The following is a 13,393-nucleotide window of genomic DNA, read 5'->3' on the forward strand; positions in this document are numbered from 1 at the left end:
TACTTGCTCAATTTGAAGGAGTAAATCTGACGCGAACAGCGTTAAAAATTTCTTATTTAGAACAACTAAATAGCAAAATTTTTGCCTCGTTATCGACAAGATTTTCTCGCCTCAAAATAAACCGCTTAATTAAGGAAGTTGGTATTATTCATGGCTTTTCGTCTCAAGCCAATCAGGACATGCTTGCTTTACGCAATATCATTTGTCTCGCAAGCAGGCCCTAGTTGGTTGAGCTAATTGGTATTACTTAAAGTTTGCAATGCTCGTTTTTGTTGCATCTACTGTTTTCCAAGCAAACGCTTTACCAACGATGCCGTAAGGTTCACCGCCTACTGACCAATTTGGATTAGAGAAATAGTCATACTGCGTTGCATTACCAAATACATGTGGGTATGCCATAATACTAGCAAACTTGTCTTTTACACCGTAGCCCATACCATCGACATAAACACCGCCACTCGTATCACCTTGCTCACGCGAGTGAGTTAAGCCCTGATTGTGACCTAATTCGTGTACGAATGTTGTTGCGCCACAATCAATACCTGTAATACTAAACATACGGTCACTCATATATGAGTGCAGGTTACCTGTGCTGCTACTACCTTGCCCTACCCACGCTAAACCACAGGTAATATAGTTACCATCACGTTCACCAGTGCCAAGTACTGCGACCATGTCTGCACGCCAAGTATCACGCAGGTTTGCCACATAGCTACTGTTAGTCACAGAGTCTAACCACCCACTCGTTGGAGTAATGTTGTAGTTACCTAGGTTTTGTTTGCCTGCAAGACGTAGTTGTAGATCAATACCATTTTGGCTATACACTTGGTTTGTGAAAGCAATTAATTGGTTGATTTTTGTATCGATGTTTGATGTTGCAGCCGCTGATTGGTCAGTATATAAAATACCAATATCGACTGTAACTGCTGATGCGCTTGCTGATAGTGCGAGTGCTGTTGCCAGCGATGCTACCTTTACTGTTGTTTTCATTGTTTTTCCTTTCTTTTAGTGAACGTTATACCAATTTGCCATAATACTTACTCAATTTCAGTGCGCTAATTAGACGCGAAAAGAGTCAAAACTTTCTATTTAAAACAAATAGATAGAAAGTTTACCGTCAAGTTTTAGTTAAGACCCTCTTGTTTCAAAATAAAGCAGTTAAATAAGCAAATAGGTATTACTTTTTGGGTGTAAAAATATCTTCTTCTATTGAAACTAAGTCTTGTTTCGTGTCCTTGTGGTGATCATGGGGGTGAAGTTCTTCTTCTTGATGCGACCGATACAGATCTCGTTTCGCTGCAATCCAGCCGTATTGATCTTTGGACTCAAATACGTAATTCCCACTAGGTGCAGTAAGCTGACCGTAAACAGCGTCTTTGCCGACGGTTAATACTGTGGTGTGAAAGCGCCCATCTGCACCCGTTACTTTACCAAACACACTTTTATCGCCATTTTCAGCTGAAGAAATTCCGGTAACTTCGGCAATAAATGACTCCTGCGTTTGTGGGATCAGCAGCTCAAAGTTATCACCACCTTCGAGTTTTCTCAGCGATGCTAAATCAAACTCAATATAAGCTTCGTTATTGAGATCTTTTGGCAGCACTTTTGCGGCTTCGAGTACAGCTTTTGCTTTGTCTGATACTTTGTTTACAGCATAAAAATCACTGTCTTTGTGTTGTGAAGTTGCTTGTAAGTCTTTTTGAGACGTTGATGTGGGTACTATGACCTTTAAAGTTGAACTTATTTCATCACTTTGTTCATTGCTCTGAGTATTCTCTACTTGAATTAAATTTGTATGTGATTGCCCCGTTTCAGGCATCATTTTCCAAACAGCAATACCAATAAAACCAATAAGTAATGCAATAATCAGTAACCGCATAATTCACCACGACGACGTTAATAATTAGTGAAATACTATTCATGATGCGGGATCTTGATCAACTTATAATTTACGATGTTTTTTCAAATGGATTCATTGAGATTAAATATCTTCATGATATGTATGTATATTTTTCATTAACAAATCTTTACAATGTGTGTGTTTTTATCATGTTGAATCTCCTTTTTGTCAAACAAATGTAACTAAAGTATGTTGCGTTAAAGTGGTTGATTCGTTTAGCTTTTATTTCAGTATTTGATAATTGTATCTAGTGTATTTTTTTATCTTATTGATTCTTATGTTTAAAATATTTTGATTCATCTGTAATTTTTTTGCATGAGCAATACGGGGATTTCTGTTCCTATTTTTAGTTCAGAACAGCTGCAATTTTCATGTGAAACCTCATTTCTATTTGCGTAGTTGAAAGCGCATTGACGCTAATATCAGAGTAGTGAGTTGAGGACTACAAACAAGCCTTTGGTCAATGAGGGGATATACATTGATGGATCGGTTGCCAAGTGAACCGTGGATTAAAAAGTGTATCTCTTGTATGGCCACTTAGATTTGGGTTGAGGAGTTTTAATACCTGCCTGTCCTCGAATTTTGCTTTGGTTATTGCCTCGCGAGTTACTGGGTGACTAAAAAATAGTTTGTCGAATGACCCATCATCAATGGCTTTTTTCAAGCCAAAAGAGAGTCGCTCTTTTAAACGTGTGTTATTTTTATTAACGAAGAAATACATGGCAGCGGGATAGCAAAATGCAAACTGAGGTTCTACTACTGCGTTATCTATGTGCGCAAGCTCGGTCCAGGGCTCATGCAGTGCCCTTGGAAATAACTCAAAACGTTTTTCCTCAAGCATCTTAGGTAATAGTGTTGCAACGCTGGTAACAACATCAAAGCCGTTTTTTTCATAGATTGCGGTATCAGGCCAGTCAATGCCACTTCCTATGGTAAGGCTTGCCAACTGCACGGGGGAGTTGAGTAATGCTATGCTAGCTGCGGTATCTTTGTGAATGAGGAAAAGCCGTGCCCCCATCATCCCTTTTAGAAGCGGGATATACACGGTGCCTAAGTGTTGTTCTCGTTGAATAGATGTCATACTCCAGTGGACATCTAGTAACTTCCCTTGTTCTAAAATCTCCAATGTCCTACCTTGAGGTGTTTGATCAAAGGAGTTTTCGATTAATTGATATGGGCCATATTGATCACGACTTTTATTAAGTGCCAATCGCAACAAGGCGATATAATAATCTTGTTTAGGATCGGCAAATTCTTTGGAAATATTGTAGCGAACCACATCTTTTGCCACAGAAGTAAGAGGCGCTAGCAAAATAAAGATAAGTATATATACCACTGAGGCGTTCATTCCTTGCCCTCACTATCGGATAAATTTATAGTTAGTTTTAGTCTAGGATATTTACGGGGAAAGTAAAAAGCGCCGTAGCGCTTTAGGTTAAAATGTCACTTTGAGCCAGTCATCGCTGCCATCGAAGTGTAAGGACTTCACTTTTCCTTTACCTTCAAAATTAACTAGGTTCACCTGTTGCGGCCAGACATCTCTGAGTGCACCGTGACGCATATTCAGCGCAGTAATTGGTGAGAATAAAGGGGTCTGTTGGTATACCCAAAAAAACTGACCGTCGATTTCAGCACCCACTAATTGTAATGGGAGCGCTTTACCGTTAGTTGCTTTTAACTCAACTCGTTTACTGACATAGCTTGCAAAGTTATCTCTATCTTTTTGATTGTTAAAAATGTCAGCATCTTGACTAAAAAGGTGCTCAATTGCGTGCTCAGTGTCATGTAGGTAAAAGCGGTGCATTATTTCAATGTTTCCGCTTCGCTCATTAAATAACACAGTAGTGATTGCCGCTTTTAGTTGATGTGCATGACATAATGAAGACAGCATTAGTAGTATTAAAACACAGCTGAAATACCAGACCCTCATGGCTTATCCTCGTTTTCGTCAAGTGGTTTCAGTTTGGATTTTACATCTTGCATAATGTCACGATATACCTTCCCTTCACGGGCTTTCTTTTTATAAAGCTCCAAACGAGACTCTATAATCCGCCTCGGATAATGATTATTCTCAATGTCAACATCAGCGGTTTCCCAGCGCGGATCAATTGTGACTGATGCAAGTAACTTATCTTTGTCGGTGATGATTAATTTATTCACCGTTTTGGCATTACGGCGCCAAATTTCAGCTGGAATATATCGCGACTCTTTTGTCCCATCTTGATAGGTTAGCTCCAAGAGAATAGGCATCACCAGTCCACCTAGATTGCTAAAAGCGAGTACGTAATAATTTTTGTCTTCTTTGATTGCGCGCTCAAGGGTTCGCCTCTCCCAAGGTTTTAGTTCTGATAAGAACTCTTGATACTCATTGCGCTCTTCGTTCGTTACGGTGAACTGATCATGGTCATCGTAAAAGTCACGAATGTCTTTGTTTTTATCAACCCACAGCTCACGGCCTTCTTCTTGGTTGCGCATAACAAACAACGACACGGGCTTGCTTTGTTCAAATTCTCTTAGGCGATTAAAGTCTATGTCTGGATCTTTGGTATCCAAACGTAACTGATAGACTTTATCCAGTGAGATGTCGACGTGATCTGTACTATAAAACCAGCCGCGCCAAAACCAATCCAAATCAACGCCTGAAGCTTCTTCCATGGTTCTAAAAAAATCAGCTGGGGTTGGGCGCTTATACTTCCAACGCAGCGCATATTCTTTAAAGGCAAAATCAAATAGTTCACGACCTAAAATCACTTCACGTAATATGTTCAATGCGGCGGCTGGCTTGGTATAAGCGTTTGGTCCTAAATGTAGTACACTATCAGACTGAGTCATGATGGGAGATTGGTTTTCAGATTTCATGTAGGCTGCAATGTCTCTTGGCTCGACTCCCCAGGGGATGGTGGGATCCCACTCTCTTCCCGCCACGCCATCTAAGAAGCTGTTTAGACCTTCATCCATCCAAGTCCACTGGCGTTCATCTGAGTTGACTATCATAGGAAAGTAAATATGCCCAATCTCATGAATAACAACACCAATCAAAAAGCGTTTTTCAGCAAGTGAGTAAGTCCGGGTAGCATCTTTTTGTAGTGTAGTTCTTGGTCCGTTGAAGGTAATCATCGGATACTCCATTCCTCCAACAGGTCCATTAACTGACTGTGCGGTTGGATAAGGGTAATCAAATGAAAACCGAGAGTAGACCTCCATGGTATGGATAATTGCTTCTGTTGAATACTTTTTCCAAAGTTCCCCACCCTCTTTTGGATAAAATGACATGGCCATGACGAGTGGTTGCTCACTACCACCTTGCTGATAGCCTTTTGCATCCCACATAAACTTTCGTGAGGATGCCCAAGCAAAGTCACGCACATTCTTAGCTTTGAAATGCCATGTTTTAGTTTCATTCGTCGCGGTTTTTTCGTTGGCAACTGCCTCCTCTTTAGAGACTATAAAAACTGGGCGAGATGCTGTTTCTGCCTGAACTAGGCGTTGTTGTTGTGACTGGCTTAATACCTCTTGCGGATTTTCAAGCGCTCCTGTTGCGGCGACGATATGATCCGCTGGCACAGTAATTTCAACATTATAATCACCAAACTCTAGTGTAAATTCACCACTGCCAAGAAAAGCCTTATTTGTCCACGCTTCGTAGTCGGTATAGGCCGCAAGTCGTGGAAACCACTGAGCAAGTAAAAATATATCGTTACCATCTTTATCAAAATGCTCATATCCTGAACGTGCGCCGACGGCATCTTCTTCAACAATATTAAAGGCAAACGCTAAGTTTAACTGTGTTTCCTTTCCTGGTTTTAGTGGCTCGTTTAGGTCCACACGCATCAGGGTGTCTACAATGGTTATATTGAGCGGTTTATGGTGCCTATCTGTAACTTTTTCGATGATGAACCCTAATTCGTTATCATCCATAAATTGCTGGCGTCTGAGTTGATTGAGTGAAATTTTTGCAGGGTTTGCAACAGGATTACTCTGTAATTTATTCTCAAATGTGGTGCTGCGCTCTGCAATTGAGTCCATTTTAAAAATATTTTGGTCTAATTGTAGCCATAAATATTTGAGGGTATGGGGTGAGTTATTTTTATAGTGGATAGTTTGCTTCGCACTTATCTTTTTAGCCTTTTCATCTAAGTGAACATCAATATCATAATCCACTTTTTGTTGCCAATAGTGTTCACCTGGCTCCCCTGCTGCACTGCGATATATGTTGGGGGTGGGGAGTGTTTCGTCAAGTTGGCGGAACTTATCTTCGAAATGGCCTTTGGTCTGAGCAATCGCACTAGCATGCGCGACCTGTGATAAAGCCAGTATTGCCATCAAAGGGATGGCACGTGTTGATATTTTCATTATTATTTCCTGTTTTACCGTACCAAAACTCTGATCGATAAGTCCTATTTTTCAATGTTTTATATTATATGAATCCGAAGCGAATAGTGTGTCGACACGTGGTGATGAAGGCGCTCGGTCAATGCCAATAAGTTGACAAAGAAAAAACCAGAGATCAAAGTTTTGAGATAAAGTAACAAGTTCCGATAACCGATGACTTTCATACTTTTCAATTCTTTGTTTTTGATAAGGAAAAGTGGCAAATTAGGATAAATTAATTTGCATGCCATAAAGGTATTCTGCCAATTTATTGTCTACATTTTATAAATAAATAAAGAAATCAAAATTAGTTGTTGATATTGACCTAAGTTTGTCATTAAAATCGCGCACTTCACAATATTTGAGTAAAACTGGCGTTAGTTTTGCTCAGTACTAAATACCCGTTTAGCGAATCTAATGTGGTGAGCAGTATGGATTTCTACATACTAAAAAAACAAGAGAAGTTTGTTGCAATTCCTGCAGACGAACAGAACTGTAAAGACTATCTAGATGATGGCTATTTTTACGTTGATAAAGTAGCAGCATGTAATGAAAAATCGGCTATCAAACGTGTGCAAGATAAACACAGTCGCGTTTTGAAGCTGCCGGCAAAATTCTTTTTAGTCGCTCTACCGGTGATCATTTTTGCGTGGTGGCAATTAACTCGATAAGTAGGTAAAGCGCCAATATTCACAAGACGAATATTGCTTGACGATGTTATATTAGCGTTTCTTGAGAAAAAGGAACGCTAAATGAAGGTTTTACACACATCTGACTGGCACTTAGGGCAAACATTCTACGAACATGATCGGATAGAAGAGCACCAATGCTTTTTAGACTGGTTATGTGATGAGTTGGTCAAAAACCAAATCGATGTGTTATTGGTAAGTGGTGACATCTTCCACACTGCTACGCCGCCAGCTACGGCAGAAAAACAACTATATACTTTCATTCAAAAAGCCACTCAATTGTGCCCTGCGCTGCACATCATAATTATTGCTGGCAACCACGATTCAGCTAATCGTATTGAAGCTGCAAAACCTCTATTAACACTGTTCAACACACATGTAATTGGTCGCTTTGACAAATTAGCACCAGAGAAAGTGGTGATAGAGCTGACAGTCGCAGCCCAGCAACTACACGTCGTTGCAATGCCATTTCTGCGTAGTGCCGATCTTCCTAAACCCTCAGATGAAGAGTTTGATTATCAAACAGGTGTTAAGCTCGCTTACCAACAGGCGATTGATACCATACCCAAACGCAAAGGCCCGGTTATATTGATGGGGCATTTGCATGCCAAAGGTGGCGCTATTTCGGAGGATTCAGAGCGCAACCTCAATATAGGTGGCTTCGACTCAATTTCAGCGGGTGTGTTTGGCGAGCAGTTTGACTATGTTGCATTGGGTCATTTGCATAAAGCGCAGAAGGTGGCAAAGCACGATGCGATTAGATATTGCGGCACACCCTTACCTATGTCTTTTTCTGAACGACATTATAGCCACCAAGTACTGTTGGCCGAATTCAGTGAACACAGGCTGGTGGCTGTAAATCCCCTTTACGTTCCACGCTTCAAAGATGTACTTTATATTCCTGATACGGGATCAAAGCGTCTTCGCGAGTTATGTGAGGAAATCACGACAAACGATTTTAGCCAGTACGACAGTGCTCCTTATATTAGGTTAAGGCTTTCCTCAGCAGAGACGAGTAGTCGCTTTCGTGCTGAAATTGATGCTGCATTAAAAGGCAAAGCGATAAAGTTTTGCGGAATTGAGCGTGTAACACAGGCGCGCGACACCGTAGAGGATTTGTTTGAGGACCTAGCCAAAGTAGAATCACTGTCTGTTACCAGTTTACTCGATATTGCATACAGAGAACTTGAGCCTGATGAAGAAAAAGCGCCTGTAAGTCTACACAATAAGCTTGCGGAAGTTATCGCTAACATGGAAGAGTTAAACGATGAAACTTGAAAAGATACAGATCACCAATCTTGCATCCATTGAAAGTGCTGAAGTAGACTTTACGAAAGCGCCTCTCAAAGATACCGGTCTTTACGCAATCACAGGTGACACCGGCGCGGGAAAAAGCACCTTACTTGATGCCATTTGTCTTGCGTTTTATGGTAAAACCGCAAGGTTAAAATCAGATGACAAAGAAAAGGTAGCGTTTAACGGCGACAACATAAAACTCAATGATCCCCGAAATTTGCTGCGCAGAGGCTGTACAGCAGGATCGGCATCGGTTGTTTTTGTCGCACAAGATAATAATCGATACCAAGTGGTTTGGTCTGTTGAGCGTGCCAGGAAAAGCCCAAAAGGCAATCTAAAACCGGCATCGATAGAGCTATTTCGTCTACCTGATATGACGCTGGTGTGCGAAAAGAAGAAAGACACTGAGCAAAAAATTGAACAGTTAGTCGGGCTGACCTTTACCCAGTTTACTCGGGCTGTATTACTTGCTCAGCATGAATTTTCCGCATTTTTGAAAGCGGGAGGTGATGAGCGAGCGCAATTACTCGAGTGCCTAACCGGCACCGAAAAGTTCAGCCAGATCGGTAAAGCAATTTTTGAAGCGCATAAGGTAAAAAAACAAGAGTTAACTGCACTGCAAGAAAGGTTAGGGCAGATTGTCTTGTTATCAGCAGAGCAGCGTGCCGAGCTTAAAACACAAAAAGACTCACTGCTGACAAACAGAAATCAACTACAAAGCAAAAGCACTCAGTTTCACACCCAGCTTCAGTGGTTAGTTGATATTGAAACACGACAACAAAAAATTATTGATATTGAACAGAGGTTGCAGCAACAAGAACAGCAACTGATACAGAGTGAACCGCAGCAAAAACACGCAGAGCAAGTACTCAAAGCGAATGAGATCCGAGATAATAGAGAGCAGCTAGAGCAAGTACAATTACGCCAAACAAAGTGCCAAACACAGCTCTCAGAACTACAAGAGCTAGAATTTGAGACTACCTTGGATACGTTACGAACACATGAGCAAGCGTTAGAATTGCAACTTGCCCAGCAGCAGGCGCACTTTACCCAGCAAGCGACAAAATTTGATGCAATCACGCAATTAGATGACAAATTAAAGTTGCATCGTGCTCAGGAGCAAGAAACTAAACCCATCATTGCAAAACACACTGAGTTGGCAGCTCAGTATGACTTTGAATTACAGCAGCAGCTATCGCAGCGTCAAGACATTGAGAGCGAACTTACCCAGCTTAAACAGCAGCAAACAGGCTTACAATCGGTTGCCAACATAGCATCGCAGTGGCACACAGTACTGCCTCAGTTTGAGGACTTACAGCAATTATTGTTACAGCTCAAAGAATGTACTTCGTTACTCGATAGCTTACCGGAGCAGCAGCAACAACTCGCGACGCGTTTACAGGAATGCCAAGTACAAGCACAAGCCCTAAACTCAGCCTATCTTACTGATGTTCAAACGCTTGAAGAGTTGAAAGCAAACTTAGCCCCGTTAACGGCTCGAGACTTAACTCAAGATATGCAAAACTGGACGGCGTGTGTTCAAGCGCACAAGAGTATCAATGAAGGAGAGGCACTTTTACATCAACTGCGCTCGCAGCAAACTCAACATCATATTGGTTTAGAGCGATTAGAATTACAGATAAAAGATACTAAACAGCAGGACGAACTTTCAAAACAGCGCCTAGCACTCACCCGAGATAATTTAGAACAAGTGCAACTCAGAGCTAGTGAGCGGATCAGTGACTTACGTTCACAACTCAAAGCCGGCCAAGAATGTATGGTGTGTGGTGCAAAAGAGCACCCCTATGGTGTTGAGCATATTGATACACATTGGGAGCAATTATTGCGGGACTTTCGTGCTCAATATCAGGCTGCGGAGCGAGCTCGCGAACAAGTGTTGCAGCGGTATAATCAACAAGTGGGTGAAAAAGAGCGTGAGAATGCGTTGTGGCAATCTGTGAACCAAGAGATTGCTCATTGCACTAAGCAGATTGATGAAAGTCGCAAATATTTAGAGACGTTACCGAACAACTATCAGGTAGAAAACGCGACGCAAGCCGAACAAAAGTTACTCCAAATTCAGTCTCAGATCGCTGAATTAACACGTTTGAGAAGCCAGATAGACGAACAGTGGCAACATGTTCAGCTGTCACAGCAAAGACTTGAGAAAGCTAAAGATCAAGAGCAGGCGATACAGCAACAGCATCATGACCTAGATAATCAGATCGTTCATATACGTACTGAACATGAGAAACTTGTGCAAAAGTCCAAATCATTAAGAGACAGGTTAGCGTCATTAATTGATGATAAACAGTGGTGGCAGCAATTTGATTTATCATGCAGTACCGGTTTGGCTGAGTTGGAAGCGCGAGTACAACGTTGGCTTACCACCACTAAGCGCTATGATGAGCTGTTACAAAATCAAGACAGTTTGACGCATCAGTGCAATTTATTGGCACAGCAAAAGCAAGACGAAGCGCTGAGGCTAGCTGAGTTGGAAGATGTGCTACAGCAGCATCAACAGCACATACAAGATATTGTGTGTGAAAGGCAAAAGCATCTACCATCACAACATTCGACATTAGATGAGTGGGTTACTGCGTTAAAATCGCAGCAAAATACGACCCAAGAATCGCTCATACAATTGCGAGTTGACATTAGTCAGACGGAAGCCAAACGTGAAAGTGCCTCACAAGCTAAATCACAATTAACAGAGCAACTTGCTGAGTACGGCGAACGTGTGCAGCAGCTAACACAGCGATTTGAACACTGGTTAAATGAGAATCGCTTAGAACATGCACAGGTATTAATATTACTCGATGCTTGCTCAGAGGAGGCACGTACCGAGTTGGATCAGTATCATCAAATCCAGCGTATGTGCGATGACACAAAAATACTTTTGTCACATCAACGTGAGGAGTTGCTACAGCTACAACAAAAATTTCCTGATGGAATAGATAAAGAGCGCGTGCAGGCTGAGCTTGAGGTGAGCAACCAAGCACTCGAGGAAGTACAAAATCAATTACTACAAGTGCAGAGCACTTTGGAAATTGATACGCAGAATAAACAACAATTTTCAGACCAAGCAACTATTTTGGCTCAGCTGCAAGAAGACTATGAGCACTGGCATTTACTAGATAAGTTACTTGGCGATGCAACGGGCAAAAAATTACGCAATTGGGCGCAAACACAAACATTAAAAATATTATTACAGTACGCTAATCAACAACTTCGGACACTGTCTAGACGCTATCTGTTGACGACGATTGAGCAGTCATTAGAAATCGCGGTAATAGACAAGGACATGGCGGATGAGCAGCGAAGTGTCAATACGCTATCAGGCGGTGAGTCGTTTTTGGTGTCGTTATCTTTAGCTCTGGGGCTTGCCGCATTATCTTCCAATCAGGTGAGTATACATTCTCTATTTATTGATGAAGGTTTTGGGACATTAGATCCAGAAACACTGGGAGTCGCGATTGACGCGTTAGATGCGCTGCAATCTCAGGGGCGTAAGGTTGGTGTGATCTCACACGTAGCGCAAATGAGTGAGCGGATCGCAACGCGGATCCATGTCGATAAGCAGCCTGGAGGCTATTCATCATTACATTTGGTACCACAAACATAAGGAAATTTGGATGCCGACTTTTACGGGCGAAGAAGCCCAAAACTACGACTCAAGAATCACTAAACTAGTACCAGGTTATGAGTTACTTCATCAGTTAAGTAGCGCTCAATTATTAGCGCTCTATCCTGATGATGCGACAATTCTGATCGTTGGTGCTGGAACAGGAAAGGAAGTGGTTGAGTTAGCAAAGCTTAATCATACGTGGCGTTTTATCGCGCAGGATGTATCTGCTGATATGTTAGAAATAGCAGATCAATATTTTACTAAGCTGAAAATCAACTCACGTGTTCAACTTCACTATGGTGCGCTTTCGCCTTCGGCCTATCAAGTTGATGCTGTGCTGTGCTTATTGGTGATGCACTTTGTGAAAGACAATGGCGATAAGGCTCGGTTATTTAAACAAATGAGTGAGCAGCTAAAACCCAATGGTCACCTTTTTATTGCTGATTTGGAGAAGCCGGTGACGCCCTTTGAACGTGACGCACAGCTTATCGCTTGTAAGCAACTGGGGCTATCTGAGAAAGGTGAGCAGCACATGCGAGTCAATTTAGAACATGAGTTTTTTCCAGTCGATAAAATACGCTTAGCGGAATTACTCGATGCAGCAGGGTTTGGGGTCGCTAAACCCTATTTCAAGGCACTTGGTTTTTCAGGTGTTGTTGCAACCAAAAAATAGAGCAAGTTTTTACCAAGTCTACTACCAATTTGCTTGCCTCAAAATAGACCTCTTAATTAAGCAAATTGGTATAAGAGGTGTTAGTAAAATATTGATCTAGATTGCTCGCTTTCTGTTGTTTTATCCCATATTTCGACGTTAAGAAGCCGATTTGTAAGCAATATAACTGCTAATTAGGTTAGTAAAATGATGATCTGATACTAAAGCGCTTTACGTTAGATCACATTTTTACCTAGTAAAAGTGTGATCTAAGAGTGTGAAGTTAACGTCAATGATGGCAGGAATGAGCTTAGTTTCCCTTAATTATCTTTGCTAACCTATTGATTTTTATATTACTTAGCTGGCGATAGTCTAAAAATGGTGAAACGATCAGGTTTAACTCTGTATCTACTGCAAACTCATCATCTAACCATATCAAGCTGTTAGTAAAAATCTGATCTTTCAATAGCGATTTAGCATATGTTCGCCCTGCAATTATATGCCAGTTGTATGATTTTATTGAAAAATCTGGTGATGAAAAGAGTAGGGCTTCTTGGCTTGAGGCTTGTAATAAAGCGCTATCTCGATATGACTGCCAACTTGGGAAGTTAGTAATATTGTGATCTGGCAACTGAGCAGCGAACAAAAACTTGGCAAAAACATTAAATATTTTCCGCCAGCCATTACCACATTGGTTGTTGATATAATCAATCTCTCCACCCTCTAGGGGTATGATTTTACTGATGTTCTTATAGGAAAGTATGGCTGGTGGATGTTCAATATAAAAGGCAACATGACCTGTCTTTGCACCAAAGCCACGAGTTAGTATTTTTTTGTTTTGTGTTGTATCCATGGGG

At 41.3% G+C, this 13,393-nt stretch carries 10 protein-coding genes; 4 read left to right on the top strand and 6 right to left on the bottom strand.

What is annotated here, in order from left to right; translation table 11 throughout:
• Positions 1–243 precede the first annotated feature (243 nt).
• The 5 genes from HUZ36_RS08985 to HUZ36_RS09005 form a co-directional block, all read right to left on the bottom strand.
• The gene (locus tag HUZ36_RS08985; protein WP_147390530.1) at positions 244–990 is read right to left on the bottom strand and encodes a reprolysin-like metallopeptidase; all 747 of its coding nucleotides are present in this window, start codon (positions 988–990) and stop codon (positions 244–246) included.
• 187 nt (positions 991–1,177) lie between these two features.
• Positions 1,178–1,879, bottom strand: coding sequence for a hypothetical protein (locus tag HUZ36_RS08990; RefSeq protein ID WP_176032634.1), 702 nt, complete (start codon positions 1,877–1,879; stop codon positions 1,178–1,180).
• Between the two features lie 481 nt (positions 1,880–2,360).
• Positions 2,361–3,248 carry a hypothetical protein gene (locus tag HUZ36_RS08995; protein ID WP_176032635.1) on the bottom strand — a complete coding sequence of 296 codons (888 nt, stop codon included), beginning with the start codon at positions 3,246–3,248 and terminating at the stop codon, positions 2,361–2,363.
• A gap of 87 nt (positions 3,249–3,335) precedes the next feature.
• Entirely contained in the window at positions 3,336–3,830 is a 495-nt protein-coding gene (locus tag HUZ36_RS09000) for a DUF6702 family protein (protein ID WP_176032636.1), read from the bottom strand.
• On the bottom strand, positions 3,827–6,253 hold the full coding sequence (locus HUZ36_RS09005; protein WP_176032637.1) for a M1 family metallopeptidase: 2,427 nt from the start codon (positions 6,251–6,253) through the stop codon (positions 3,827–3,829). Before HUZ36_RS09005 ends, HUZ36_RS09000 begins: the two co-directional genes overlap by 4 nt.
• A gap of 449 nt (positions 6,254–6,702) precedes the next feature.
• Between HUZ36_RS09005 and HUZ36_RS09010 the strand changes: the two genes are divergently transcribed.
• From HUZ36_RS09010 to HUZ36_RS09025, 4 genes are all read left to right on the top strand, one after another.
• The gene (locus HUZ36_RS09010) at positions 6,703–6,942 is read left to right on the top strand and encodes a hypothetical protein (protein ID WP_125251227.1); all 240 of its coding nucleotides are present in this window, start codon (positions 6,703–6,705) and stop codon (positions 6,940–6,942) included.
• Between the two features lie 81 nt (positions 6,943–7,023).
• The gene (locus HUZ36_RS09015; RefSeq protein WP_176032638.1) at positions 7,024–8,238 is read left to right on the top strand and encodes an exonuclease SbcCD subunit D; all 1,215 of its coding nucleotides are present in this window, start codon (positions 7,024–7,026) and stop codon (positions 8,236–8,238) included.
• Complete coding sequence (locus HUZ36_RS09020; RefSeq protein ID WP_176032639.1) at positions 8,228–11,881, top strand: AAA family ATPase; 3,654 nt, start codon at positions 8,228–8,230, stop codon at positions 11,879–11,881. The genes HUZ36_RS09015 and HUZ36_RS09020 overlap by 11 nt, the downstream gene beginning before the upstream one ends.
• Before the next feature lie 10 nt (positions 11,882–11,891).
• Entirely contained in the window at positions 11,892–12,557 is a 666-nt protein-coding gene (locus HUZ36_RS09025; protein ID WP_147390537.1) for a class I SAM-dependent methyltransferase, read from the top strand.
• A 289-nt stretch (positions 12,558–12,846) separates the two neighbouring features.
• On the opposite strand, the gene HUZ36_RS09030 is transcribed toward HUZ36_RS09025, so the two are convergent.
• Complete coding sequence (locus HUZ36_RS09030) at positions 12,847–13,389, bottom strand: DUF6942 family protein (protein ID WP_176032640.1); 543 nt, start codon at positions 13,387–13,389, stop codon at positions 12,847–12,849.
• Positions 13,390–13,393 lie beyond the last annotated feature (4 nt).

This window comes from Pseudoalteromonas sp. McH1-7, from assembly GCF_013366255.1.
In the GTDB taxonomy this organism is placed as follows: domain Bacteria; phylum Pseudomonadota; class Gammaproteobacteria; order Enterobacterales; family Alteromonadaceae; genus Pseudoalteromonas; species Pseudoalteromonas peptidolytica.

What these genes read in the sequence shown, in the direction of transcription:
- HUZ36_RS09015 (WP_176032638.1), top strand. Translation starts at nt 7,024, where the DNA reads ATGAAGGTTTTACACACATCTGACTGGCACTTAGGGCAAACATTCTAC.
- HUZ36_RS09020 (WP_176032639.1), top strand. Translation starts at nt 8,228, where the DNA reads ATGAAACTTGAAAAGATACAGATCACCAATCTTGCATCCATTGAAAGT.
- HUZ36_RS09010 (WP_125251227.1), top strand. Translation starts at nt 6,703, where the DNA reads ATGGATTTCTACATACTAAAAAAACAAGAGAAGTTTGTTGCAATTCCT.
- HUZ36_RS09005 (WP_176032637.1), bottom strand. Translation starts at nt 6,253, where the DNA reads ATGAAAATATCAACACGTGCCATCCCTTTGATGGCAATACTGGCTTTA.
- HUZ36_RS09030 (WP_176032640.1), bottom strand. Translation starts at nt 13,389, where the DNA reads ATGGATACAACACAAAACAAAAAAATACTAACTCGTGGCTTTGGTGCA.
- HUZ36_RS08985 (WP_147390530.1), bottom strand. Translation starts at nt 990, where the DNA reads ATGAAAACAACAGTAAAGGTAGCATCGCTGGCAACAGCACTCGCACTA.
- HUZ36_RS09000 (WP_176032636.1), bottom strand. Translation starts at nt 3,830, where the DNA reads ATGAGGGTCTGGTATTTCAGCTGTGTTTTAATACTACTAATGCTGTCT.
- HUZ36_RS08995 (WP_176032635.1), bottom strand. Translation starts at nt 3,248, where the DNA reads ATGAACGCCTCAGTGGTATATATACTTATCTTTATTTTGCTAGCGCCT.
- HUZ36_RS08990 (WP_176032634.1), bottom strand. Translation starts at nt 1,879, where the DNA reads ATGCGGTTACTGATTATTGCATTACTTATTGGTTTTATTGGTATTGCT.
- HUZ36_RS09025 (WP_147390537.1), top strand. Translation starts at nt 11,892, where the DNA reads ATGCCGACTTTTACGGGCGAAGAAGCCCAAAACTACGACTCAAGAATC.